Here is a 24,746-nt window from a genome sequence, read left to right as displayed (position 1 = left end):
ACGAGCATGTCCGACACGATCGGTGATGCCGAATTCGCCAAGCTGCAGCAGTCCGCACGGGACCACCTGTGGATGCACTTCACCCGGATGTCGAGCTACGACAAGGCCGATATCCCCGTGATCGTCCGCGGCGACGGCGCGTACATCTACGACGCGCAGGGCCGGCGCTATCTCGACGCGCTGGCCGGACTCTTCGTCAGCCAGCTGGGCCACGGGCGTACCGAGCTCGCCGAAGCCGCCGCCAAGCAGGCCTCCGAGCTCGCCTTCTTCCCGCTCTGGTCGTACGCGCATCCGAAGTCGATCGAGCTCGCCGAGCGGGTGGCTGGGTATGCGCCCGGCGATCTGAACCGGGTGTTCTTCACCAGCGGTGGCGGCGAGGCCGTCGAGACCGCGTGGAAGCTCGCGAAGCACTACTTCAAGCTCACCGGCAAGCCTGGGAAGCACAAGGTGATCAGCCGGGCGATCGCGTACCACGGCACCACGCACGGCGCGTTGTCGATCACCGGGCTGCCCGATTTGAAAGCGCCGTACGAGCCGTTGGTGCCGTCGACCTTCCGGGTGCCGAACACCAACTTCTACCGGGCACCTGCCTTTGCCGACGACGAGGTGGCCTTCGGCCGGTGGGCCGCAGATCAGATCGCGGTCGCGATCGAGAACGAGGGTCCGTCGACGGTTGCCGCGGTCTTCCTTGAGCCGGTCCAGAACGCCGGCGGCTGCTTCCCGCCGCCGCCCGGCTACTTCGAGCGGGTCCGCGAGATCTGCGACGAGTACGACGTACTGCTGGTGAGTGACGAAGTCATCTGCGCCTTCGGCCGCCTCGGCACCATGTTCGGCGCCGAACGCTACGGCTACCAGCCCGACATCATCACCTGCGCCAAAGGCATCACCTCCGGCTACTCACCCCTGGGCGCGGCGATCGCCACCGACCGCCTCTTCGAGCCCTTCGCCAAGGGCGACACCACCTTCGCCCACGGCTACACCTTCGGTGGCCACCCCGTCTCCGCCGCGGTCGCGCTGGCCAACCTGGACATCTTCGAGCGCGAAGGCATCAACGAGCACGTCCGGAACCACGAGGGGGACTTCCGGGCCACACTCGACCAACTGCTCGACCTGCCCCTGGTCGGCGACGTCCGCGGCGCGGGCTACTTCTACGGCATCGAACTCGTGAAGGACAAAGCCACCAAAGAAACCTTCAACGCCGACGAGTCCGAACGCCTCCTCCGAGGCTTCCTCTCCAAGGCGCTCTTCGACGCCGGCCTCTACTGCCGAGCCGACGACCGCGGCGACCCCGTCATCCAACTCTCCCCGCCGTTGATCTGCGACCAGTCCCACTTCGACGAGATCGAACAAACCCTCCGCGCAGTCCTCACCGAAGCAGAATCCAAGCTGTAGCTGCCCGGCACACCCGCCAGAGCTGACGCTCGCGACGAACTGCCGACCGACAGGACGTATATCCCCACGAAGCCCGCGCCACGCCAGCTTTGAGCGTGTGCCTCCCGTGCAGCACCCCTATACGTCCTGTCGGTGCGGAGGTGTGGCGTCGGGAAGGACACGTAGTGGTGCCCGCGGCGGGCGCGGTGCGGGCGTGGCGGGTGCTGCGGGAACGAGTTCGGGGCGACTAGTACGTGTTCTTGGCGACGAAGATGATCGTCGCTGGTGAGCAGGACGGCAGCGGTGGCTCGAGCCTCCCCAAAACGCTTTGGGGAGGGAACGGGACGGAATCGGGGGGTGGATCCACCCCGAACCGGTTTGGGGGAACGAGCGCGGTCGCGGCCGGCACTGCCGTCGTGGGTGCGTTCAGCTGGGCGGCGCGGGGGTTAGCTGAGGAAGTCTTGGGCTAGGGCCTGGGGGTTGAGTTGGCGGGGGTCTCGGCCGGTCATGATGGCGAAGAAGATTGGGCCGATCAGGTGGGCCGAGGCTTGGGTGGGGTCGCGGTCGGGGGTTGCGCGGGCGAGGACTGCGCGGGCGCTGTCGCCGAGGATGTCTTTGCCGGCTAGCAGCTGGGCGACCTCGGGGTCGTGTTGGGCTTCGCCGATCAGGGCGCGGTAGCCGGCGCCGGCGTGGGAGTGGGCCAGGAAGTCGATGAGGGCCTGGAGGTAGGCGGTCAGGTCGCCCAGGGCGTCGCCGGTGGCAGGTACGGCGAGTTCTTGTTCGGCGTCGGCGGCGCTGGCCTCGAAGAGGATCTCGGCCTTGGTCGACCACCAGCGGTAGACGGTTTGGCGGGAGACGCCGGCGCGTTCGGCGATGCCTTTCATGGTCACGGCCGCGTAGCCCACTTCGACGAGGAGGTCGTCGACCGCGTGCAGCACGGCTTCCCTGGCTCGCTCGCTGCGGGGGCGGCCGACCTTGCTCTCCATGGCAGCACTCTACCTGGACACGGTGACTCGATATTGCTAGATTACTGGACACAGTGCACCGAAATAGATCAGGAGAAGCACATGCGTGTCTTTGTCACCGGAGCCTCAGGCTGGATCGGCTCCGCCACTGTCGACGAACTGCTCGCCAGCGGTCACGAGGTCCTCGGGTTGGTTCGCTCCGACGCGGCAGCCGCAGCGTTGATTGCGAAGGGAGCGCAGGCGCATCGGGGTGATCTGGACGACCTGTTCTCGCTACGGAAGGGAGCGGCCGAGACCGACGGCGTGGTTCATCTGGCCAACAAGCACGACTGGGCGAACCCAGCGGAGTCCGACCGAGCAGAGCGGGCAGCAGTCGAGGCAATGCTCGACGCCTTGGCTGGTACCGATCGACCGTTCGTCATCGCCAACGCCCTGTCCGGGATCGTCGAGGGCCGTTCGGTCGTCGAGACCGACCCGTCGCCCGCGATCGGTCCCGGATCCGACCGAGGCGGTAGTGAGAACCTCGCGCTGGAGGCCGCCGTACGGCGGGTTCGGTCGGCTGTGGTCCGCTTCGCTCCCTCGGTACACGGGCGTGGGGATTGGGGGTTCGTCACGTTCCTCGCCGACGCGGCGCGAAAGCACGGAGTGTCGGGGTACATCGGTGTCGGGTCGACCGCATGGTCGGCTGTGCACCGCACGGACGCCGCCAGCCTCATCCGGCTCGCGATTGAGCGAGCCCCGGCCGGATCACGATTACACGCGGTCGCCGAGGAAAGCCTTACCACCAAGGCGATCGCGGAAGCACTCGGCGAAGCCCTGAACCTGCCGGTCACGTCGATCGACCCTGCCGATGCCGCCGAACACTTCGGCGTCGTCGCCCACTTCTTCGCCACCACGATGACGGCCGAGTCCGCGATCACCCGAAAGTTGCTCGGCTGGAAGCCGACCGGGCCGGGGCTGATCGAGGACATCATGTCCGGCGCTTACACGAACTGAGGAGACAGCCATGTCCGAGAGCACCTTCGAAGCCGGACTGACGGGATTCATCCTGGTCAAGACGCGCCGCGAGTGGCTGGATCTGACGGTGCAGCAGCGCGTGGCCGCGTTCGAGACCACGGTGCTACAACACCGCAACCCCCACCACGATCGTCGCCTGACCGCTTAGAAATCGAAGCCGAGGCCCAGGCGGTCGAGCGTGCGGAGCCACAGGTTGCGGTGGCCGGCTCGGGCGTCGGCTTGGGACATGGCGTGGCGGGTGAGGTGGATGCCGGCGGAGCGGATCGGTTCGGGTGGGAAGGGGACCGGGCGCGTGCGGACCATCCGGAGTGCGGTGCGTTCGGTGGATTCGCGGTACAGGTGGTCGAGCATGACGTCGGCGCCGAAGCGGGTGGCGGCGACGCCGAGGCCGGTGTAGCCAAGGGCATAGGCGGTGCGGCCCTCGTGAGCGGTGCCAAAGAAGGCGCAGAAGCGAGTGCTGGTGTCGATGACGCCGCCCCAACGGTGGGTGAAGCGCAGACCTTCGAGCTGCGGAAACGTGGTGAAGAAGTGCTCGGCGAGCATCGTGTGTACGGCGCTCTGTCGCTCGTACGCCGGGTCGATCCGGCTACCGAAGTGGTAGATCGGGGTGTAGCCGCCCCAGATGATCCGGTTGTCACGGGTCAATCGGTAGTAATGGAAGAGATTCGAGGCATCGCCGACCCCTTGCCGGTTCTGCCAGCCGATGCTCGCGAGCTGGGCGGCGGACAGCGGTTCACTCGCGAGCACCAGATCATAGACCGGGACGGTGAACAAGCGCAGCCGACGCAGGAGTGAGGGGAAAGCGTTGGTAGCAAGGGCAATCCGTGCCGCCCGAACCGAACCGTGCGCGTCGGCGCCGATGGTGGTGAGCCGGCCGGCATGGAGCGCGGTGACGCGGGTGTGTTCGTAGATACGAACGCCGAGATCCAGGCACGCCTGACGGAGACCCCAGGCCAGGCGAGCCGGCTCTACGAGGGCGGTGGAGCAGGGGTCGGAGAGCGCGCCCAAGTAGGTCGGGGAGTTGAGTTGAGCGCGGGCAGCAGCCCGGTCGAGGAGCTGGGTGTCGGAGCGACGGGCAGCTTCTTCGGCGAGCGCTTCCAGGTGATGCGGTGCGGTGGCGACCGTGAGTTCACCCGTACGGCGCCAGTCGCAGTCAATCCCCAGTCGCGCGATCGTGGCCCCGATCGCCTCGAGGTTCTCCGTACCCAGTCGCTCGATCGTGGCGAGCTCGTCGGGCCAGCGGGCGAGGCCGTTGCTGTATCCGTGGGTCAGGCTCGCGTCACAGAAGCCGCCGTTGCGCCCACTGGCGGCCGAGCCGCAGGTGTTGGCCTCGAGCAGGACGATATCGAGGCGGGGATAGCGTTCCTTGGCTCGCAAGGCCGTCCACAGGCCGGTGTACCCGCCGCCGACGATCGCGAGATCTGCGCTGATCGGTCCAGTGAGAGGAGGCGCGGGGTCGGGCGCGGCGGGGTCATCCAACCAGAACACCTGCGGCGCGGCTTCCGCCAGCGCCGCGCGGGCGCTCACCGTCCGGCCTCGCGAGCGGGCGCGGCCGGCATCCCTAGCTCCGCACTCGACGGCGGCGCGCGACCTCACCGGCCAGGACGAAGACCAGCGCGAGCAGGAACATCGCCGTACCGACGACGTTGATCTGCGGTGGGATGTCGCGTTGCGCCGATCCCCAGACGTACATCGGGAACGTCACCGTCGTCCCGGCGTTCAGGTTGGTGATGATGAAATCGTCGAACGACAGCGAGAAGCTGAGCAGCGCCGCCGCCATGATGCCGGGGAAGACGAGCGGGAAGGTGACCCGCCAGAACGTCTGCCACTCGTTCGCGTAGAGATCCATCGCCGCCTGTTCCAGCCTGCCGTCCATCCCGGCCAGCCGTGCCTTCACGGTCACCACGACGAACGACAGGCAGAACATCACGTGCGCGATCAGGATCGTCCAGAACCCGAGCTTGCCGCCGAAACCGCTGGAGACGAACAGGGCCAGCAGCGACGAGCCGAGCACGATCTCCGGCGAGGCCATCGGCAGGAAAATGAACAGGTTCGTCGCCGACCGCCCGCGGAACCGGTGCCGCACCATCGCGAACGCCATCAGCGTTCCGAGCGCGGTCGCGACCACGGTCGCCAGCAGGCCGATCCGCAGCGATGTGCTGACCGCGTCGCACAACCCGTACGGCTGGCAGGGATGCGCCCAGTTGTCCCAGGTGAAACCGTCGAAGGTGTACGACAACCGCCCCTTCGGCTGGTTGAACGACATCAGCATCACGACGACGATCGGCGCGAACAAGTACAGCAGCACGATGAGGCCCAGCACCATGATCAGGTGCTGTCCGATGAACCGCCCGACGCGCGTCATACGAGATCATCCGTTCCGGCTCGGCGGACGTAGATCAGCACCAGTACGACGATCGCCGCCATCAGCGTCACCGACAACGCGGCCGCGGTCGGGTAGGCGCCGGCCGCGAACAGCCGCTGGATGTCGTTGCCGATCATCCGCTGCTTCGGCGTACCGAGGAGTTGGGCGTTGATGTAGTCACCGGCGGCCGGGATGAAGGTGAGCAGCGTGCCCGCAACCACGCCCGGCATCGACAGGGGCAGCGTCACCGTGCGGAACGTCGTCAGCGGACCCGCGAACAGGTCACCGCCGGCCTCGATCAGCCGCCGGTCGATCTTCTCCAGACTCGCGTAGAGCGGGAGCACCATGAACGGCAGGAAGTTGTACGTCAGACCGGTCACGACCGCAGCTGTTGTCGCCAGCAACCGACCGTCCGGACCGAGGATGTGCAGCCACTTCAACGCGTCGACGACGAAGCCGTTGTCGCTGAGCAGCAGCTTCCACGACAGTGTGCGGATCAGGAAGCTGGTGAAGAACGGCGCGATCACCAGCGCGAGCATCAGGTTCTTCCAGCGGCCGGCCTTCATCGCGATCGCGTACGCGAGCGGGTAGCCGAGCAGGAGACAGAACGCCGTGGTCACCACCGCGTACCAGAGCGAGCGCAGGAACGGCCGCGCGTAGTCGGCCATCGTCGTACCGAAGTTCTGCCAGTGCCAGGTCATCGAGAAACCGTTCTCGATCGACCCGTTCGGATCGTATAAACTTGCTGCCAGCAACGAAACCAGCGGAACCACGAAGAAGAGCAACAGCCAGAGTCCACCGGGCAGCAACAGCAGGTACGCCGTACGCCGCCGCCCGGATCGCTGGGGCGGCGGAGCCGGGGCCTGGGCGACCGCGCCGAGCTGACCGACGGCGCTCATTCCACGTCCTCGACCCCGGCCAGCGCGTCCTGCGCCGCGTCGAGCAGGAAACTGTGCGCCGGTCGCCAGTGCAGGTCGACCGAATCGCCGGCCCGGAACGCATCCCGGGCACCAGTGTTCTGTTCGAAGACCGTCAGCTCCTGTCCCCACGGCAGCTTCGCCAGGTACTGCGTGCTGACACCGACGTAGCTCACGTCCGTGACGACCGCGCCGCGAAGCTGGTTCACGCCGTCGCCCTCCTCCGAGCCGGCGGCGGCGAGGAACACCTTCTCCGGACGGATCCCGAGCCAGACATCCCCTTCGGTGACCCGGCAGCGCGCCGCCGGGACGATCACCTTGCGGCCTTGGATCTCGACCACCAGGTTCTGATCGGCCTGGCCGATGACCGTGCCGCGGATCAGGTTCGACTGGCCGAGGAAGTTCGCCACGAACGTGGTTGCGGGCAGGTCGTAGAGCTCGGCTGGACTGCCCAGCTGCTCGATCACACCGCCGTTCATCACCGCGATCGTGTCGGCCATCGTCATGGCCTCCTCCTGATCGTGCGTGACATGCACGAAGGTGATGCCGACCTCGGTCTGGATCCGCTTCAGCTCCAGCTGCATCTGCCGACGCAGCTTGAGGTCGAGCGCGCCGAGCGGCTCGTCGAGCAGGAGAACCTGCGGACGGTTGATCAGAGCGCGGGCCAGTGCGACTCGTTGCTGCTGGCCACCAGATAGTTGCGCAGGGCGCCGTTTGCCGTAGTCCCGCAGCTCCACCAGGTCGAGCATCTCTTCGACCTTCGGCTTGAAGTCCTTGACCTTGCGGCGTTTCAGCCCGAACGCGACGTTCTCGAAGATGTCGAGATGCGGGAAGAGCGCGTAGTTCTGGAAGACCGTGTTCACCGGCCGCTTGTACGGGCGCAGTCCGGTGATCTCGTCGTCGCCGAGGCGGATCGTGCCGCTGGACGGCTCCTCCAGACCGGCGATCATCCGCAGCGTCGTCGTCTTGCCGCAGCCGGACGGACCGAGCAGCGCGAAGAAGCTGCCCGCGGGCACGGTCAGGTCGAGGTTGTCGACGGCTCGATGACCGGCAAACTGCTTGCTGATGCCTTCGAGGACCAGGTCTGTGGTCATCTATCAGCCTCCGATCGCGAGGTTGAAGTCGGTTTCGTAGAGCTTCGCCTTGGCCGTGTCGAGCGGCATGAACGACGAGGTCTTCGACAGCATGGCCTGGTCGGGAAAGACCAGCGGGTTGTCGACGAGCTCGGGGTCGATCTTCTCCATCGCCTGCCGGGCACCCTCGACCGGACAGATGTAGTTCACCCAGGCGGCCAGCTCGGCGGCGACCTCAGGGTCGTAGTAGTAGTTCATCAACGCTTCGGCGTTCGCCTTGTGGGCCGCCTTGTTCGGCACCAGCATGTTGTCCGACCAGAGGTTGAGCCCCTCTTCGGGGACGACGAACTTGATGTCGGAGTTGTCGGCCTGGAGCGCGAGGACATCGCCGGACCACGCCATACAGGCGGCGATGTTGCCGTCGTTCAGGTCCTGCACGTAGTCGTTCCCGGTGAAGCGGCGGATCTGGCCGGAACCGACGGAGTTCTCCAGCTTCTCCAGCGCCTTGCTCCACTCGGCGTCGTTGAACTTGCCGGGATCGGCACCGACCAGGCGCAACATGATCGCCATCGTGTCCGGCATCTCCGACAGCAGCGTGACCCTGCCCTTGAGCTCGGACCTGCCGATCAGGTCGGCCCAGCTGCCGACCTTGCCGGTGACCTTGGCGTTGTACGCGATCCCGGTCAAGCCGCTCTGCCACGGCACGCTGTAGTCCCGGTGCGGATCCCAGCTCGGGGACTTGAGCTGCGCGAGCAGGAACTTGTCGACATTCGGCACTGCCGCGTGGTCGAGCTTCTGGATCCAGCCGAGGCTGACCATCCGGGCCGCCATCCAGTCGGTGAGGACGAAGATGTCCCGGCCGCTCGGCTGGCACGAGCCGAGCTGGTCGCGGACCTTGGCGTAGAACTCGGAGTTGTCGTTGACGTCGGCGGTGTAGGTGACCCGGATCCCGCTCTGCTTCTGGAACGCGTCCAGGGTCGGCAGCGCGGTCTTGCCGTTGACCTTCTCCTCGGACTCGTCCATGTAGCTCGGCCAGTTCGAGAAGTTCAGCAGCTTCTGGGTGCCGGACTGGTCGGTGCTGATGCACTTGTCCGCGCTCTGCCGCGCCGGCGGGATGCCGCAGGCCGCCAGCGCGCCCGCGCCCAGGCCTAACCCGACCCCGCGCAACACCGCCCGGCGGCCGAGGATCGGCGTACGACGAGGTCTCACGCGAACCTCCTTGCAGGGGCTGTCGCGGTGGATACTGTCAAACGATCCGGACCGAGACAAGGGATTCCGTAGCGAACTTCGATTTTCACAACGAATTCCGCTTCGCCGGGTAAGATCAGGCGGGTGGCAGTACGAACGGGGCACCCCGACAAGAACCAGGGTCTGCTGGACGAGACCTCCAAGGCGATCATCGAACAGCTCCAGGTCGACGGACGGCGCTCGTACGCCGCGATCGGGAAGGCGGTCGGATTGTCGGAGGCCGCCGTACGGCAGCGTGTGCAGCGACTCACGGACGCCGGCGTGATGCAGGTGGTCGCGGTGACCGATCCGCTCGAGCTCGGCTTCGACCGGCAGGCGATGATCGGGATCAAGGCCGAGGGCGCGCTCGAACCCATCGCCGACCAGCTCGCCGCGATGGACGAGGTCGAGTACGTCGTGATCACGGCCGGCTCGTTCGACCTGCTGATCGAGGTGCTCTGCGAGAGCGACGAGCACCTGCTGCAGGTGCTGTCCGAGCGGGTCCGGCAGATCGAGGGCGTGAAGAGCACCGAGTCGTTCGTCTACTTGAAGCTCGTGAAGCAGACCTACTCATGGGGCGTGCGCTGAACCTCTGGAGCTCCACGTCGGTGACCGCGCGGCCTCCACTCGCTGGAGACCGGGATGCCGACGTGGTGATCGTCGGGGCTGGGTACACCGGGTTGTGGACGGCGTACTACTTGGCTCGGGCCGATCCTTCGCTGCGGATCGTCGTACTGGAGAAGGAGACGGTCGGGTTCGGGGCGTCCGGGCGCAATGGTGGTTGGTGTTCGGCGTTGTTCCCGGCGTCGGCGCGGAAGCTGGCCGCGCTGCCGGGGTCCAATCGGTCGGCGGCGATCGACATGCATCGGGCGATGCAGGATTCGGTCAACGAGGTCGGGCTGGTGACGGCGGCCGAGGGGATCGACTGCGACTATCACAAGGGCGGCACGATCGTGCTGGCTCGATCTCAGGCGCAGCTGGCGCGGGCGCGCGCCGAGGTGGCTTCCGCGGGCGAGTGGGGTCCGGGCGATCTGCGGTTCTTGTCGTCGGACGAGGTCTCCGCTCAGGTCCGCGCAACAAAGGTGCTGGGGGCAACTTTTACTCCGCATTGTGCGGTGATTCATCCGGGGAAGCTGGTTCGGGGACTCGCCGAAGTTGTCGAGGGCCTGGGCGTTGTGATTTTTGAACAGACGCCGGTGAGCGTCGTATCTCCTGGTAGGGCCGTCACGCCGTACGGCGTGGTGCGAGGTGACGTTGTCGTGCGGGCGACCGAGGGATTCACCGGCGGGCGTGCGGTGGCGCCGGTGTACTCGCTGGTGGTTGCGACCGAGCCGCTGAGTGCTGCGACATGGGATCGGATCGGGCTCGCGGATCGGCCGTCGTTCAGTGATCACCGGCACTTGATCATCTATGGGCAGCGGACTGCGGATGGGCGACTCGTGTTCGGTGGGCGCGGGGCGCCGTACCACTTCCGGTCGCGGGTGCGGCCGGCGTACGACTCGGAGCCGCGGGTGTTCGCCAAACTCCAGGCCACGCTGAAGGATCTGTTTGCCCTGGAGGATGTGCAGTTCACCCACGCGTGGGGCGGCCCCCTTGGGGTGCCGCGCGACTGGTGCGCTTCAGTCGGCCTCCAGGACGGTCTCGCCTGGGCAGGCGGCTACGTAGGCGACGGCGTCAGCACCACCAACCTCGCCGGCCGCACCCTCACCGACCTCATCCTCCGCCGCGAGACGTCCTTAACCAGGTTGCCGTGGGTCAACCACCACTCCCGCCCCTGGGAACCCGAACCCCTCCGCTGGCTAGGCATCAACGCCGGCCTCGGCGCCATGACGCTAGCCGACACCGAAGAACGCCTCACTCGTCACCAAAGCCAGATAGCCCGCCTGATGGATCCGCTACTCGGTCACTAGCTCACGAGTTCGAGTTGGTGAAGAATTCTGCAGCTAGCAGGCCGGCCAGGAGAATCACCGGAAGGTACGCGGCGAACGGCCACCTGAAGGTGGTGACCCGGGCCAGCACGGCCACCCCGATCGGTGCGTAGACGAAGCCGCTCATGACCGCCAACGTCGGCATCACGCCGGTCTGGTAGGCCAGGAGATAGATCGGCATTCCGACGACACCGGCCGCAGCGTAGGCGTAGCCGAACGCGCGACTCCACGGGTTCGCCGGCAGCCACAGCTTCCATCCAGGCGGCGGCGGTCCCCAGCTCGGATCCGGCCGCCACCCGGGCGCCGGACGCCAGCCCTCAGGTCGTGCCGGCCAATTCGGGGGCGGGTTGTAGATCATCCTCGACTCCTGTCCAGCGGCCTCTGGCCTCGATCTCTCGAGTCTCCGCACCTCGGATGACATGTCGATGACACCCACTCGGTCACCAGAACTGGTTGAAGGGTGGGGTGTATATCCGCCCTTTCCGGCTCAATCGCCTCCCCAAACCGGTTTGGGGAGGCGATGCACCGTGCCCGAGGGGATGTGGGGAGGAATCACCGCCCGAAACGGGTCGCGGATCCGCCCCAAACCCGTTGCGGCGGGGAGACGCGGGTGGCAGTCCGGTTGCGCGGGGAGACGCGGGTGCTAGTCCGAACCGCGGCTAGTTCTGTGGGTTCACGGCGGATTGCGGACCGCCCCCACTCACCAACCACGGTTTGGGACGGTGCTTCACGCTCAGCAGAGCGCGATTCTGGTGATTGGTGAGTGTTGGCGGTCCGCCCATGCGGTCCGCGCTCGTCATCGACCGCCACCGGCAGCCGCGATCACGTGCACGGCGGGCCCAATCACATTGCCCAGAAGCACATGCGTGGGTGGCTTGCACATCAGCCGCGACGGCGAGCAGGTACCGCGGCGAGCAACTGCTCAGCCGGCGCTGACCACGGGGTCGCGGTGGAGGGTGGTTAGGGGGTGGCCGGTTAGGTGGAGGGTGGGGTGTAGCCAGTCGTTGAGGATGGGGGCGGAGGTGGCTAGGTGGTTGGCTAGTTCGGTGCGGCTTAGTTCGAAGAGGTGGGCTGGGTTGCCGGTGAGGTCGACGACCGTTTGCATCAACGCGCTGGCTTGTTCGTTCCACAGCGGGTCGGCGGCATCGATGTCGTCGGGACGGATCAGCAGGAGCTCTACGTCCGACTCGAGGTCGCCGTCGGCTCGGGCCAGCGCGCCGTAGGCGGAGGCGTGGATGGGGGCTAGGCGCCAGGCGGCTAGTTCGTCGGCGAGGCGGTTGACGAGGGCGGTGCGGAGGTCGGCGAGGAACTCGACGACGGGGGCCACCAGGTGTGTGCGGTTGAGGCGGTAGAGCAACGAGTTGCCGGCGTCGTCTACGTGCACGAGACCGGTCGATGCCAGGCGCTGGAGGACGAGGCGGACGCCGGCGACGCTGCCCTGACCTGCGAGTTTGTGGATCTGGCGGCCGGACAGGCCTTCGTCGGCGCGGGCCAGGACCTGCAGGACCGGGCCGTCCAGGGAGGGGATCACGGTGCTGATCGGAGACTTCAGGTCCATGAAGCGACACTAGTAACCGATCAGCTCCGCAGAGTAATCATTCTGACGGGTCAGCCTTTGACGGCGCCGGTCAGGCCGTTGACGATGTAGCGCTGGAAGAGCAGGGCGAGCAGGACCGGCGGCAGCGCAGCCAGTACGCCGCCCGCCGCCACCAAGCCGAAGTCGGACGAGAACTTGCCGGTGAACTCGGCGATCGCGACCGGGATCGTCTTGGAGTTCGTGGTGGAGGTGAAGATCAGCGAGTAGAGGAACTCGTCCCAGGCCAGCAGGAAGCCGAACATGGCGGTCGCGACGATGCCGGGCCGGGCCAGCGGGAGCACGATGCGGACGAGTGCGCCCATCCGGGAGCAGCCGTCGACCCGAGCCGCGTCTTCGAGTTCGGCCGGGAGACTCAAGTAGAAGTTGCTCATCGTCCACAGGCAGAACGGCGTCACGATCGAGCAGTAGGTGATGATCAGGCCGAGCTGAGTGTCCAGCAGTTGCAGGTTCGCCAGGGCCAGGTAGAGCGGGATCACCAGCGCGATCGGCGGCAGCATGTAGATCGCCAGGAACGCGAACAACGTCGTACGGCGGAAGCGGAACCGCAACCGGGCGAACGCGTAGCCGCCGAGGCAGCCGACCACCAGCGAGATCAGCGTGGTCGCCGAAGCGACGACCAGACTGTTCACCATCGAGACGCGGAACGTCCCGGCGATGCCGTCCGAACCGGACGTGAAGATGTCCTGGTAGCGCGAGAAGGTCGGATGCGCCGGCCACAGCGAACCGCTGGTCAGCTCGTCGGCCGGGGACAGGCTCGAGATCACCAGCCAGCTGAACGGCGCCAGTACGACGACCGCCAGCAGACCGCACATCGCGTATTGGAACTTGCGCATCAGACCCCCGCCAACTGGTTCTGCCGGAGCAACCGCAGGTAGAACATCGCCAGCGCGCCGACCGCGATCACGATCAGGTAGGCCAGTGCGGCGCCGTACCCGAAGAGCTGGTTCGAGAACGCCTGCAGATAGGTGTAGAAGGCAACAGTCTGAGTGCCGGAGGCGGGACCGCCGCCGGTCATCACATAGACGATGTCGAACACCTTGAACGCCTCGATCGTGCGCAGCACGAGAACGACCGCGATACTCGGCTTCAGCAGCGGTACGACGACCTGCCAGAACGTGCGCCAAGTCGACGCGCCATCCACCACCGCCGCCTCACGCAGTTCGTGCGGAATCGTCTGCAACCCCGCGAGCAGGAAGAACGCGACAATCGAGGTGTTCTTCCAGACGTCGGCCACGATCACCATGTTCAGCGCCAGAAACGGTGAGCCCAGCCACTGGATCTCCGTGCCGAGCAGGTGGTTCAGGACGCCGTACTGGCCGTTGTCGATCCAGCGCCAGAGTGCTCCGTTGACGATCGTCGGCAGCGCCCAGGGCAGTACGACGAGACTGCGCCACAACCACTTGAAGCGCAGCGGGGCGTTCAGCAGCAGCGCAACGCCCATCCCGAGCAGAAGCTCCGCGGCGGTCGAGACCAGAGTGAAGTACGCCGTGTGCCCGAGCACCGGGTAGAACGACGGGTCGGTGAAGACCTTCGTGTAGTTGCTCAACCCGGCGAACGGGTAGCTGCCGGGCATCGCACTGTCGACCTTGTAGAACGACATCAGCAGCGTCCGCAGCACCGGGTAGAGCACTACCCCGAAGACGACGATTGCCGCAGGCAACAACAGGAACAGCGCGAACCGTCCCTCGCCGCGGACTCGGACCGGCCTCACGACTGCAGGAGGCTGTTCGCCTTGTCGGCCGCGTCGTCGAGCGCCTTCTGCGCCGGCTTGCGCCCGAGGAGTGCGTTCTGCAGCTCGGCCTGCAGGACCTGCGAGAAGGCGTTGTAGCTCTTCGCCTGCGGCCGCAGGATCAGGTCGTCGAGCTGCTTCTTCGCCTGCGGTACGACGGCCGGGTTCGTCTTGATCACGGCCGGTTCCTCGTACGACGTGCCCCACACCGGCAGCGAGTCGAGCGCGTACTTCTCCTGCTCGGGCTGGCTGGTCAGGTGCGAGATGTACTTGAACGCGGCGGCCTGGTTCTTGCTGCCCGCGGTGACGCAGAGCGCCATGCCGCCGTTGACGCCCGGCCGGCCGACGCTGCCCTTCGGCGTCTGCGCGACCTGGACCTTGCCGGCCACCTTGCTCTGCTTGGCGTCGTTGGCGGCGCCATACATGTAGGTCCAGTTCAGCACCAGGCTCGCCTGGCCTGCCTGGAACACGCGCTGTACGTCGGCCTCCAGCGACTGCGTCGACGCCGGGTTGGTGAGTCCGTCGACGATCGTCTGCCGCATCCACTCCAACGCCTGGACCCCTCCGCCGGCGTTGAAGGCGACCTTGCCCGAGTCGTCGAGGAACTTGCCGCCCATCGCACCGAGCAGCTGGGCGTAGTCGCAGACCAGCGCCTCGGCCTGCTGCCAGGACCAGATGAACGGGTACTTCACGACGCCGGACGCCTTCAGCCGGCGAGCCGCCTTCAGCGCACCTTCCCAGGTGTCGAGCCACTGCGGGTTCACGTGGGCGTCCTGCAGGTGCGCGGTGTTCAGGAACAGGTACTTCGTGTCCATGATCCACGGGACCCCGTACAGCTTGCCGTCGTACTCGGCGGTGTCGATCGCGCCGGCGAGCATCTCGGTCTTCCACGCGGCCGGCCACTGGCTGCTCACGTCGGTGATCATCTTCTTGCTGCCGAACTCGGCCGGCCAGATCACATCGATCAGCACGACGTCATAGGTCCCGGCGGGACCCGCGGCAACGATCTTGTCGTGCAGCGCCTCGTAGGCGACGAACTCCGGCGTCACCTTGATGCCCGGGTTCGCGGCCGTGAACGAGGCCGTCATCTTCGTGACGTCGTCCTCGGTGTAGGCCGCCTGCTTCATGAACAGCGCGCGGATCTCCCCGCTACTGCCGCTGCCCTGGTCCCCCGTGGTCGCGCCTTTGCCTCCGCTGCACGCGGCCAGCAAGGCCGCCAGTCCGGCCCCACCGGCCGTCTTCAACACGGTCCGCCTGTCGATCGCCACCATCGCCCCACTCCAGGTCTTTTATTTGTTAGGCAACTTTCCTAACATTCGAGCAGTATTGTCAGGGTCGACGAGGGAGTCAAGAACTCCGCAGAGGTGATGTGTGAACCGTGTTGTGAGTGGCACGCCGAGTGCGAGCGTGGTCCTGGCACGCCTGCTCGCGTTGCCCGGACCGCAGACCCGGTCCGAGCTGGCCGCTGCCTGCTCGCTGTCGCGGCCCACGGTCTTCGCCGCGATGGAGCGGCTGGAGGCACTCGGGCTCGCCGAGTCACTCGGTCAGCGCAGCGGTCTCCCCGGCCGGACGGCCACCCTGTACGGCGTTCCTGCGCGCGCGGGCTGTGTCGCGGCGATCGACATCGGCGGTACGAATCTCCGCATCGCGGTCTGCGATGTGAGCGGTACGCCGTTGGTCGAGCTCAAGCGGCCAACCCAGGCGCAGGGCGCGGAGAGCGTCGTACGGCAGGCGGTCGAGTTGCTGGCCGAGGCACGAGCCGAGGCCGGACGGACCGACGTACCGCTGCTGGCTGCGGGGGTGTCCACGCCGGGCGCGGTGAACCTGACCAACGACCCGATGGTTCGTTATGCCTGGAATCTCGGGCAGGAGACGCCGTACGACTTGTATTCGCAGTTGGCCGCGGGGATCGACGGGCCGGTGCTCCTGGAGAACAACGTCAACCTGGCCGCGATCGGTGAGTACCGGCACGGCGCCGGGAGCGAGCTGTCGACCTTCGCGGTGATCGCTATCGGCGCGGGTGTCGGCGCCGGGATCATGCACAACGGCTCACTGTTGCGCGGAGCCCACGGCGCGGCCGGCGAGGTCGGCTTCCTGCCGACCACTCACGCACGACGCGGTACGCCGAGGGAGCCGGACGAGGCAGGCGGTCTCGCCCTGCTGCGCGAGGCGCGGGCGTTGGATCCCGCGCTGCGCGACGTCCATGACTTGTTCGATCGAGCCCGCGCTGGTGACGACTACGCGTTGTCGCTGGTCGAGGACGAGTGCCGCCGGATCCACGAGATCGTCGCCGCACTGAGCGCGATCGTCGATCCCGAGACTGTCATCCTCACCGGCGGGATCGGCGACAACGAACTCCTCGCCGCCCGCGTCGCCGAACTCGCCGCCACGCTTCCCGTCCCGATCGCCGTCACCCGCTCCACCCTCGGCGACCGCGCTTCACTGGTCGGCGCGATCGCGACCGCTACCGATCATGCGCGTACTCAGCTACTGGCTCGAACGTCCTGAAAGAAGTTGTGGAGGTCGCCGACGAGAAGGTCGGGCGCTTGATGGGCGGCATAGTGGCCGCCGGTGCCGTGCTCGATCCAGGAGACGATGTTGGCGTGGTCCCGCTCTGCGTAGGCACGGATCGACCGCAGGTCGTCGCGGAACTGGGACAGCGCCAGCGGAACCGTGGTCGGTCTGTCGGGGGCCGGCTGACGTTCGTATTCGGCGTACAACTGCATGGCGGAGCCTGCTGTGCCGGTCAGCCAGTACGCCGTGACGTGGGTGAGCAGCGTGTTGGGTTCGAGGCCGCCCATGGCCTGGCGGTTCCAGGTCAGCAGGCCGACCGGTGAGTCGTTCAAGGCGGCGCCGAGGATGTGCGGCCGCTGGCCGTGGACATGCGCGTAGGAGCCGTTCGAGCGTTGGAGCTCACGCAGACTGTCGAGGGCGGCTTGGTCGGCAGGACTCAGCACGCTGCGGTCCGGCTCGGTGGTTGGCGGATAGGCCAGCCACTCGCCCTCGGGGAAACAGAAAAACTGCGTGACGTGGGCGCCTGCGACCGCTTCCGGAGCGACGCGACCGAGCTCGGGCGAGATGTGCGAACCCCAGTCGTTGCCGGCCGCGCCGTACCGGTCGTAGCCCAGGCGCTGCATCAGCGTCGCCCAGGCGCGAGCGATCCGGCGCGGGCCCCAGCCGCGAGCCGGGGTCGGGCCTGACCACGTGTAGCCGGGCAGGGACGGGATGACGAGGTCGTAGCCAAGCTCGGTCAGCGGGCCGATCACGTCGACGTACTCGACGACCGAGCCGGGCCAGCCGTGAGTGAGGATCAACGGGAACGCGTTCGGCCGGGGTGAGCGCACGTGCAGGAAGTGGATATTTGTCCCGTCGATCGTCGTCGTGAACTGGGGATACTCGTTCAGTCGTCGTTCCCAGGCTCGCCAGTCGTAGTCGTCTCGCCAGTACGCGGCGAGTTCGTCGTCGACGCCCGAGAGCCGTCGGCGAAGCTCGGTGAGTTGCGCCTCCGGGACCTCGATGACGTACGGCTCAGCTCTGCTTCGCGAGCCATTCGAGCCCCTCCTCTGCGTGCTCGACGATCGTGAAGTGACTCGCGCCCTCGTGGAGTTGCAGGGTCGCGGTCGGGCAGTGGGCGGCGAGCCAGCTGCCGTGGGACGGCGGGATGATGTGGTCCGCGGTTCCGTGCTGGAGGAGGATCGGCGCGGTGACGGTGGTGGGGTCGCAACCCCACGGGCGTGTGTACGACGCGTCGTCGTCGATCTGGCCGTAGGGCCCGGCGTCGAGCCCGGGGCCGGCGACCTTGCCCAGCCAACCCCACGGGCCTTCGAACAGGCGGCGGTCGGTCGCGGTGAAGCCGGCGTCGTACTCGAAACCTGAGTCGTGCAAGGCGGCTCGTACGTCGGCACCGGCCGCGGCGCTCGCCAGCGCGGCGACGCTGGACGGGATCATGCCGGTGAACCAGTCCTCGACGCCGTACGGCGCGATCGCGGCCAGTGTCATGACCGCGCGCACGCGGTCGCCGAGCGCAGCGACGGTGCCCAGCGCGAACGTTCCGCCGCCGGAGTAGCCGACGACCGCGAACCGTTCGAGGCCGAGCGCGTCCGCGAGGAACTCGGTGTCACGGGCGACCGAGGCCACGGTTCGTCCCCGGGCCACGGTCGAGCCGCCGTACCCGGGGCGATCGAAGGAGATCCAGCGGAGGCCGAGGCGTTCCGCGGCCGCGAACAGCGGTTCGGGTGGCGCGCCGACGTTCGGGGTGCCGTGGTTCCAGACGACGGGGATGCCGTCCGAACCGGCGTCGTACACGTGGAGGGTGCGGCCATCGGGGAGGTCGAGGTTCATGCCGGGGACGTCGGAGCCGGTCCGACGGCGTCGACATTCCTAGAAACTGGTGGCTCGGGCTCGCGGGGTTTGGGTCATCCGGAGTTCGGTGGTGAAGGCGTAGCGGTCACCGCGGTAGAGGGCCGAGGTGTACTCGAAGACGCGGTCGCGGCTGTCGAAGCTGATGCCGTGCGTGGCCAGGCAAGGTTGAGTGACGGGGATGTCGAGCCAGGCGGCGGTCTTGGCGTCGGGCATGACGGGCTCCAGGCGGGAGGTGCCGCTGACCACGTCGATGCCGTAGCGGTTCGTGAGCAGGTCGTAGAGGGAGCCGTTAAGGTCCTCCGCCTCCAGACCCGGAACGTAGGACGCGGGCAGAGTGGTCCGCTCGACCACCATCGGGAAGTCGTCGGCCAGGCGCAGGCGCGTGAATGCGATGATCGGATCGCCGACCGGAATCCGCAGCCGGCGGGCGGCGGCCCGCTCCGCCTTCTGATGCCGGAACTCGAGCATTGTCGTCCCGGGGCGCATCCCGCGCCGGCGGATGTCCTCGGAGAACCCGATCATGCCCAGCCAGCGCGCCACCTTCGGCCGGGTCGTGTACGTCCCGCTGCCGTGCCGCCGGATCAGGAGCTCCTCGATCACCAGCTCGTCGACCGCCCGGCGCAACGTCATCCGGGCCACGTTCCAGCGCACAGCCAGCTCCCGTTCGGGCGGCAGCGCGGCGCCCTCCGGCAGCGTGTCGATCAAACTCAGCAACAACGCCCGGATCTCGGCGGCCTTCCCCGGCAGCGAACCATGCATACGTCAGGGGTAACACCCCAGCATCCGGCACCGGAAGCTTTTCCACCGCCGTCGAAGGAGGTGTCAGTAGACCACCGAAATCCTTCGGCCGGACAAAACAAGCACGCTTGATTCTTTTTGGGGATCGTGTCAGTGTCGGTGGCACGATCTCCACCCCCTGGGAGTGCGGCGTGCAAGTAGACGAGGTGCTGGCCGATCTGTGGGCCGAGAGTGCGGAGCTGGATCGGCTCGTCGGTGGGTTGGCGGCGGACGAGTGGTCTCAGCCGACTCCGGCGGAAGGCTGGACGATCGCGCATCAGATCGCGCATCTGGCCTGGACGGATGAGGCGGCGCGGCTGGCGATCGCGGAGCCGGACGGATTCGCCGAGCTGTTGGAGCAGGGCGCGAAGAACCCGACCGGGTACGTCGATGATGCGGCGGCTGAGGGCGCAGCGCTGCCGCCGGATCAGCTGCTGGTCTATTGGCGGGAGTCGCGTGCGGACCTGGCTGAGGTATTGAAGGCGGTGCCGGCCGGGGAGAAGATCCCGTGGTTCGGGCCGCCGATGAGTGCGACGTCGATGGCGACCGCGCGGCTGATGGAGACGTGGGCGCATGGGCAGGATGTGGCTGATGCGTTGGGCGTGCGGCGTCCGCCGAGTAACCGGCTGCGGCATATCGCGCACTTGGCCGTGCGGACGCGTGGGTTCTCGTACCTGCTGCGTGGGCGGGCTGCGCCGGAGGTCGAGATCCGGGTCGAGCTGACCGGGCCGGACGGGGACGTGTGGAGCTGGGGGCCGGAGGATGCGGCGCAGCGGGTGAGCGGGCCGGCGGTGGACTTCTGCTTGTTGGCCACGCAGCGGCGGCACCGGGACGACTTGAAGGTGGTCGCGGAGGGTGCGGACGCGGACGAGTGGCTGGGGATCGCGCAGGCGTTCGCGGGGATGCCAGGCAAAGGACGTGAGCCGGGGCAGTTCGTGGACGGGGCAGGAGCGCCGGGGCAGTACGTGGACGGGGCAGCAGCGCCGGGGCGCTCACCCAGCGCACCAAGCGAGGAGCGCGGGGCGGGGGAGATCGGGTGAGTGCTCCGATTCGGATTGGGAATGCATCGGGGTTCTACGGCGATCGGTTCAGCGCGGTACAGGAGATGCTGACCGGTGGGCCGTTGGATGTGCTGACCGGTGACTATTTGGCCGAGCTGACGATGTTGATCCTCGGGCGGGACCGCCTGAAGGATCCGTCGCTCGGGTACGCGCGGACCTTTCTCAAGCAGCTCGAGACCGGGCTCGGCGAAGCGCTCGATCGCGGCGTGAAGATCGTCAGCAACGCTGGCGGGTTGAACCCGTCGGGGTTGGCGAGGGCGATCGGGGAGCTGGCGGAGCGGCTGGGGCTGCATCCGAAGATCGCGTATGTCGAGGGTGACGATCTGCTGGCGAGAGCGGCTGAGCTCGAGCTGGGTGCGCCGTTGACGGCGAACGCTTATCTAGGTGCTTGGGGCATTGCCGAGGCACTGCAGGCCGGCGCGGATGTGGTTGTGACGGGGCGGGTGACGGACGCGTCGGTGATCGTGGGTCCGGCGGCCGCGCATCACGGCTGGAAGCGGACGCAGTACGACGAGCTGGCCGGCGCGACCGCCGCCGGACATGTGATCGAGTGCGGATGCCAGGCGACCGGCGGCAACTTCTCGTTCTTCAGCGAGATCCACGACCTGGGCCGGCCGGGCTTCCCGATCGCCGAGATCCACGCGGACGGCAGCAGCGTGATCACCAAGCACGACAACACCGGTGGCGCCGTCACGATCGACACGGTCAAAGCCCAGTTGCTGTACGAGATCACCGGCGCCCGGTACGCCGGTCCTGACGTCACCACTCGGCTCGACACGATCGAGTTGTCCGACGACGGGCCGGATCGGGTTCGGATCACCGGGGTGCGGGGTGAGGCTCCGCCGCCGACGTACAAGGTGTCGTTGAACAGCGTGGGCGGATTCCGCAACGAGGTCACCTTCGTGCTGACCGGGCTACAGCTGGAGGAGAAGGCCGAGCTGGTCAAGGCTCAGCTGGAGTCCGCGCTCGTGAAGCGGCCGGCCGAGCTGCAGTGGACGCTCGCCTGGACTGAGAAGCCGAACGCGGAGACCGAGGAGGAGGCCAGCGTCTTCTTGCGGTGCGCGGTGAAGGATCCCGATCCGAAAGTGGTCGGGCGCGCCTTCTCCAGTGCGGCGGTCGAGTTGGCGCTGGCGAGCTACCCAGGGTTCCACGTGATCGCGCCGCCCAGCGATGGTTCGCCGTACGGCGTCTTCCGGGCCGGGTACGTCGACATCCACGAGGTCGAGCACGTCGTCGTACTGCCGGGTGGTACGCGGGTGGTCGTCGAACCGGCCGCGGAGACGCAGCCACTGACTCCGGCCGAGGATGCAGGACTGCCGATTCCGTTGCCGTCGCTGGCGTCGACGGGCCGACCGCGGACGCGCGAGGTCCCGCTCGGGCGACTCGTCGGCGCGCGGTCCGGCGACAAGGGCGGCGACGCGAACGTCGGCGTCTGGGTGCGCGACGAGAAGGCGTGGCGGTGGTTGGCGCACACGCTGACCGTCGAGCTGTTCCAGGAGCTGCTGCCGGAGACGCAGAAACTGACGGTGACGCGGTACCTGCTGCCCAATCTGCTCGCGATGAACTTCGTCGTCGAAGGACTGCTGGGTGAAGGCGTTGCCGCGCAGGCGCGGTTCGATCCGCAGGCCAAGGCAGTCGGCGAATGGCTGCGATCTCGATATGTCGACATTCCGGAGATGTTGCTGTGAGCACCTTCCGGGACAGCGTGCGGCGGTTCATGGTGGCGGAGGTGTTGCCGCACCTGGATCAGTGGGAGCGCGACGGTGAGCTGCCTCGCGAGCTGCACAAGAAGGCCGGGCAGCTGGGGTTGCTCGGGGTGGCATTTCCGGAGGCGGTCGGTGGCGGCGGCGGTTCGCTGCGCGATGCACTCGCGGTGGTCGAGGAGATGCACTACGCGGGTGGATCCGGTGGGCTGGTCGCATCGCTGCTGACCTGCGGGATTGCCGTGCCGCATATCGTTGCCGCGGGCAATCACGAGCAGATCGCTCGATGGGTGCGGCCAACGCTGGACGGTGAGTTGATCGGCTCGTTGGCGATCACGGAACCTGACGGTGGTTCGGATGTGGCCTCGATCAGGACGACGGCTCGGCGTGACGGTGACTTCTTCGTCGTGAACGGCGCGAAGACGTACATCACCTCGGGTGCCCGCGCGGACTTCGTCACGACTGCCGTGCGTACGGAGGGTCCGGGTGCGCACGGGATCAGCTTGCTGGTGATCGAGAAGGGGACGCCGGGGTTCGAGGTGTCGCGGACACTGGAGAAGCTCGGCTGGTTGTGTTCGGATACGGCCGAGCTGTCGTTCACCGATGTCCGGGTGCCGGTCGGGAATCTGGTCGGCGCCCCGGGGTCGGGGTTCGTCCAGCTCGCGGTGAACTTCGTCGCCGAGCGACTGACGCTGGCCGTTCAGGCGTACGCCGGCGCGCAGCGGGCGCTCGACCTCACCGTCGAGTGGTGCCGCAACCGGGAGACCTTCGGCCGGCCGTTGATCTCGCGGCAGGTCGTGCAGCACACGCTCACCGAGATGGCGCGCCGGATCGACGTCGCCCGCGTCTACGTGCAGTCGGTCGCCGAGCGGGCCGAGCGCGGTGAGGACGTCTTCACCGAAGTGTGTTTCGCGAAGAACACCGCGGTCGAGGCCGGGCAGTGGGTTTGCGACCAGGCGTTGCAGCTCCACGGCGGCTTGGGCTTTATGCGCGAGGCCGAGGTGGAGCGCCAGTACCGCGACCAGAAGGTGCTCGCCATCGGCGGCGGCACAACCGAAATCATGACCGGCCTCGCCGCCAAACGACTGGGATACACCACATGAGTAACCGTCAAGCGATGCTGGAGAAACTCAGCGCACTGGAGGCTGAGCATGCGAAGGCGCTGGCCGGGGGTGGGGAGAAGTACGTCGAGCGGCATCATCGGCGCGGGAAGTTGCTGGCGCGGGAGCGGATCGAGCTGCTGATCGACCCGGACACGGCGTTCCTGGAGTTGTCGCCGTTGGCGGGGTGGGGATCCGACTTCACCGTCGGCGCCAGCCTCGTGACCGGAATCGGCGTGGTGGAAGGGGTCGAGTGCCTGATCACCGCGAACGATCCGACAGTGAAGGGTGGCGCGAGCAATCCCTGGACGTTGCGGAAGGCGTTGCGCTCGGACGAGATCGCGCGGGCGAACCGGTTGCCGGTGATCAGTCTGGTCGAGTCCGGCGGCGCGGATCTGCCCACGCAGAAGGAGATCTTCATCCCGGGCGGCGCCATGTTCCGGAACCTGACCCGGCTGTCGGCCGAGGGGATTCCGACGATCGCGCTGGTGTTCGGCAACTCGACCGCGGGTGGCGCGTACATCCCCGGCATGAGCGACTACGTGGTGATGGTCGACGGTGGCGCGAAGGTGTTCCTGGCCGGGCCGCCGCTGGTGAAGATGGCGACCGGTGAGGACGCCGACGACGAATCCCTCGGTGGTGCTTCGATGCACGCCCGGAAGTCCGGGCTGGCCGACTACTTCGCTGTGGACGAGCAGGACGCGATTAGGCTCGGTCGGCAGATCGTCTCGCGGTTGAACTGGCGCAAGCAGGGCCCCGCGCCGGCGCCGTCGTACCAGGAGCCCTTGTACGACGACGATGAGCTGCTCGACATCGTGCCGAGTGATCTCAAGACGCCGTTCGATCCGCGGGATGTGATCGCGCGGGTCGTGGATGGGTCGGTGTTCGACGAGTTCAAGCCGCTGTACGGTTCGTCGCTCGCGACTGGATGGGCGTCGGTGCACGGGTATCCGGTCGGGATTCTCGCGAACGCGCGAGGCGTGCTGTTCAGCGAGGAGTCGCAGAAGGCGGCACAGTTCATCCAGCTGGCGAACCGCTCCAACACGCCGCTGATCTTCCTGCACAACACGACGGGCTACATGGTCGGCCAGGAGTACGAGCAGGGCGGGATCATCAAGCACGGTGCGCAGATGATCAACGCGGTCGCCAACTCCAAGGTGCCGCATGTGTCGATCCTGATGGGCGCGTCGTACGGCGCCGGGCACTACGGGATGTGTGGTCGTGCGTTCGATCCCCGGTTCCTGTTCGCGTGGCCGTCGGCGAAGTCGGCGGTGATGGGGCCACAGCAGCTGGCCGGTGTGCTGTCGATCGTCGCGCGGGCCGCCGCGGAGGCGAAGGGCATGCCGTACGACGAGGACGGCGACGCGAAGATGCGCGCGTACGTCGAGGGGCAGATCGAGGCGGAGTCGTTGCCGATGTTCCTGTCGGGCCGCCTGTACGACGACGGTGTGATCGACCCGCGCGATACGCGCACTGTGCTGGGTCTCTGTTTGTCCGCGATTCACTCGGCACCGGTGGAGGGCACGTCCTCCTTCGGTGTGTTCAGGATGTGAG

Annotated in this window: 24 protein-coding genes; 10 read left to right on the top strand and 14 right to left on the bottom strand. The window is 67.3% G+C overall.

Going from position 1 to position 24,746, the window contains the following annotated elements:
* Nucleotides 1-6 precede the first annotated feature (6 nt).
* A complete protein-coding gene (locus ABZS29_RS10920) occupies nt 7-1,392 on the top strand; it encodes an aspartate aminotransferase family protein (protein ID WP_355460619.1) in 1,386 nt (461 codons plus the stop codon).
* Between the two features lie 425 nt (nt 1,393-1,817).
* On the opposite strand, the gene ABZS29_RS10915 is transcribed toward ABZS29_RS10920, so the two are convergent.
* Entirely contained in the window at nt 1,818-2,357 is a 540-nt protein-coding gene (locus ABZS29_RS10915) for a TetR/AcrR family transcriptional regulator (RefSeq protein WP_355460618.1), read from the bottom strand.
* An 81-nt stretch (nt 2,358-2,438) separates the two neighbouring features.
* Between ABZS29_RS10915 and ABZS29_RS10910 the strand changes: the two genes are divergently transcribed.
* A complete protein-coding gene (locus ABZS29_RS10910; protein WP_355460616.1) occupies nt 2,439-3,332 on the top strand; it encodes an SDR family oxidoreductase in 894 nt (297 codons plus the stop codon).
* Nucleotides 3,333-3,342: 10 nt separating this feature from the next.
* Nucleotides 3,343-3,501: a darcynin family protein gene (locus ABZS29_RS10905; RefSeq protein WP_355460614.1), complete on the top strand. Its 159-nt coding sequence runs from the start codon at nt 3,343-3,345 to the stop codon at nt 3,499-3,501.
* On the opposite strand, the gene ABZS29_RS10900 is transcribed toward ABZS29_RS10905, so the two are convergent.
* From ABZS29_RS10900 to ABZS29_RS10880, 5 genes are read right to left on the bottom strand one after another with little or no spacing between them, the layout of a single operon-like run.
* Nucleotides 3,498-4,880: an FAD-dependent oxidoreductase gene (locus ABZS29_RS10900; RefSeq protein ID WP_355460612.1), complete on the bottom strand. Its 1,383-nt coding sequence runs from the start codon at nt 4,878-4,880 to the stop codon at nt 3,498-3,500. The two genes, ABZS29_RS10905 and ABZS29_RS10900, sit on opposite strands and share 4 nt — an antisense overlap.
* A gap of 34 nt (nt 4,881-4,914) precedes the next feature.
* The gene (locus ABZS29_RS10895; RefSeq protein ID WP_355460610.1) at nt 4,915-5,718 is read right to left on the bottom strand and encodes an ABC transporter permease; all 804 of its coding nucleotides are present in this window, start codon (nt 5,716-5,718) and stop codon (nt 4,915-4,917) included.
* Entirely contained in the window at nt 5,715-6,617 is a 903-nt protein-coding gene (locus ABZS29_RS10890) for an ABC transporter permease (protein WP_355460608.1), read from the bottom strand. The genes ABZS29_RS10895 and ABZS29_RS10890 overlap by 4 nt, the downstream gene beginning before the upstream one ends.
* Nucleotides 6,614-7,729, bottom strand: a complete 1,116-nt coding sequence (locus ABZS29_RS10885; RefSeq protein ID WP_355460606.1) for an ABC transporter ATP-binding protein — start codon at nt 7,727-7,729, stop codon at nt 6,614-6,616. Before ABZS29_RS10885 ends, ABZS29_RS10890 begins: the two co-directional genes overlap by 4 nt.
* Before the next feature lie 3 nt (nt 7,730-7,732).
* Complete coding sequence (locus tag ABZS29_RS10880; RefSeq protein WP_355460605.1) at nt 7,733-8,917, bottom strand: spermidine/putrescine ABC transporter substrate-binding protein; 1,185 nt, start codon at nt 8,915-8,917, stop codon at nt 7,733-7,735.
* Nucleotides 8,918-9,040: 123 nt separating this feature from the next.
* Between ABZS29_RS10880 and ABZS29_RS10875 the strand changes: the two genes are divergently transcribed.
* Nucleotides 9,041-9,523 carry an Lrp/AsnC family transcriptional regulator gene (locus ABZS29_RS10875; protein WP_355460603.1) on the top strand — a complete coding sequence of 161 codons (483 nt, stop codon included), beginning with the start codon at nt 9,041-9,043 and terminating at the stop codon, nt 9,521-9,523.
* On the top strand, nt 9,508-10,845 hold the full coding sequence (locus ABZS29_RS10870; RefSeq protein WP_355460601.1) for an FAD-binding oxidoreductase: 1,338 nt from the start codon (nt 9,508-9,510) through the stop codon (nt 10,843-10,845). Before ABZS29_RS10875 ends, ABZS29_RS10870 begins: the two co-directional genes overlap by 16 nt.
* A 1-nt stretch (nt 10,846) precedes the next feature.
* Here ABZS29_RS10870 and ABZS29_RS10865 read toward each other — a convergent pair whose 3' ends face one another.
* From ABZS29_RS10865 to ABZS29_RS10845, 5 genes are all read right to left on the bottom strand, one after another.
* The gene (locus ABZS29_RS10865; RefSeq protein WP_355460600.1) at nt 10,847-11,221 is read right to left on the bottom strand and encodes a hypothetical protein; all 375 of its coding nucleotides are present in this window, start codon (nt 11,219-11,221) and stop codon (nt 10,847-10,849) included.
* A 564-nt stretch (nt 11,222-11,785) separates the two neighbouring features.
* Nucleotides 11,786-12,421 carry a hypothetical protein gene (locus ABZS29_RS10860; RefSeq protein WP_355460598.1) on the bottom strand — a complete coding sequence of 212 codons (636 nt, stop codon included), beginning with the start codon at nt 12,419-12,421 and terminating at the stop codon, nt 11,786-11,788.
* A 50-nt stretch (nt 12,422-12,471) separates the two neighbouring features.
* Entirely contained in the window at nt 12,472-13,293 is an 822-nt protein-coding gene (locus ABZS29_RS10855) for a carbohydrate ABC transporter permease (RefSeq protein ID WP_355460597.1), read from the bottom strand.
* The gene (locus ABZS29_RS10850; protein WP_355460595.1) at nt 13,293-14,171 is read right to left on the bottom strand and encodes a sugar ABC transporter permease; all 879 of its coding nucleotides are present in this window, start codon (nt 14,169-14,171) and stop codon (nt 13,293-13,295) included. The genes ABZS29_RS10855 and ABZS29_RS10850 overlap by 1 nt, the downstream gene beginning before the upstream one ends.
* Entirely contained in the window at nt 14,168-15,460 is a 1,293-nt protein-coding gene (locus ABZS29_RS10845; protein ID WP_355460593.1) for an extracellular solute-binding protein, read from the bottom strand. The genes ABZS29_RS10850 and ABZS29_RS10845 overlap by 4 nt, the downstream gene beginning before the upstream one ends.
* A gap of 100 nt (nt 15,461-15,560) precedes the next feature.
* Between ABZS29_RS10845 and ABZS29_RS10840 the strand changes: the two genes are divergently transcribed.
* On the top strand, nt 15,561-16,697 hold the full coding sequence (locus tag ABZS29_RS10840) for an ROK family protein (protein WP_355460591.1): 1,137 nt from the start codon (nt 15,561-15,563) through the stop codon (nt 16,695-16,697).
* Here ABZS29_RS10840 and ABZS29_RS10835 read toward each other — a convergent pair.
* Genes ABZS29_RS10835 through ABZS29_RS10825 form a run of 3 tightly spaced genes read right to left on the bottom strand, consistent with a single transcriptional unit; the run spans nt 16,673 to nt 19,310 of the window.
* Entirely contained in the window at nt 16,673-17,707 is a 1,035-nt protein-coding gene (locus ABZS29_RS10835) for an epoxide hydrolase family protein (RefSeq protein WP_355460864.1), read from the bottom strand. The genes ABZS29_RS10840 and ABZS29_RS10835 overlap by 25 nt on opposite strands.
* A gap of 10 nt (nt 17,708-17,717) precedes the next feature.
* Nucleotides 17,718-18,530, bottom strand: coding sequence for an alpha/beta hydrolase (locus tag ABZS29_RS10830; protein WP_355460589.1), 813 nt, complete (start codon nt 18,528-18,530; stop codon nt 17,718-17,720).
* A gap of 39 nt (nt 18,531-18,569) precedes the next feature.
* On the bottom strand, nt 18,570-19,310 hold the full coding sequence (locus ABZS29_RS10825) for a GntR family transcriptional regulator (protein ID WP_355460587.1): 741 nt from the start codon (nt 19,308-19,310) through the stop codon (nt 18,570-18,572).
* A 170-nt stretch (nt 19,311-19,480) separates the two neighbouring features.
* Here ABZS29_RS10825 and ABZS29_RS10820 point away from each other — a divergent pair, with 170 nt between their 5' ends.
* Genes ABZS29_RS10820 through ABZS29_RS10805 form a run of 4 tightly spaced genes read left to right on the top strand, consistent with a single transcriptional unit; the run spans nt 19,481 to nt 24,745 of the window.
* Entirely contained in the window at nt 19,481-20,368 is an 888-nt protein-coding gene (locus ABZS29_RS10820; RefSeq protein WP_355460585.1) for a TIGR03084 family metal-binding protein, read from the top strand.
* Nucleotides 20,365-22,077, top strand: coding sequence for an acyclic terpene utilization AtuA family protein (locus ABZS29_RS10815; protein WP_355460583.1), 1,713 nt, complete (start codon nt 20,365-20,367; stop codon nt 22,075-22,077). The genes ABZS29_RS10820 and ABZS29_RS10815 overlap by 4 nt, the downstream gene beginning before the upstream one ends.
* Complete coding sequence (locus tag ABZS29_RS10810; protein WP_355460582.1) at nt 22,074-23,195, top strand: acyl-CoA dehydrogenase family protein; 1,122 nt, start codon at nt 22,074-22,076, stop codon at nt 23,193-23,195. Before ABZS29_RS10815 ends, ABZS29_RS10810 begins: the two co-directional genes overlap by 4 nt.
* Nucleotides 23,192-24,745: a carboxyl transferase domain-containing protein gene (locus ABZS29_RS10805; RefSeq protein WP_355460580.1), complete on the top strand. Its 1,554-nt coding sequence runs from the start codon at nt 23,192-23,194 to the stop codon at nt 24,743-24,745. Before ABZS29_RS10810 ends, ABZS29_RS10805 begins: the two co-directional genes overlap by 4 nt.
* The last annotated feature ends 1 nt before the right edge of the window (nt 24,746 follow it).

This window comes from Kribbella sp. NPDC005582 (genome assembly GCF_040605415.1).
GTDB lineage: Bacteria > Actinomycetota > Actinomycetes > Propionibacteriales > Kribbellaceae > Kribbella.
This window is presented reverse-complemented; position numbering and strand designations above follow the sequence as displayed.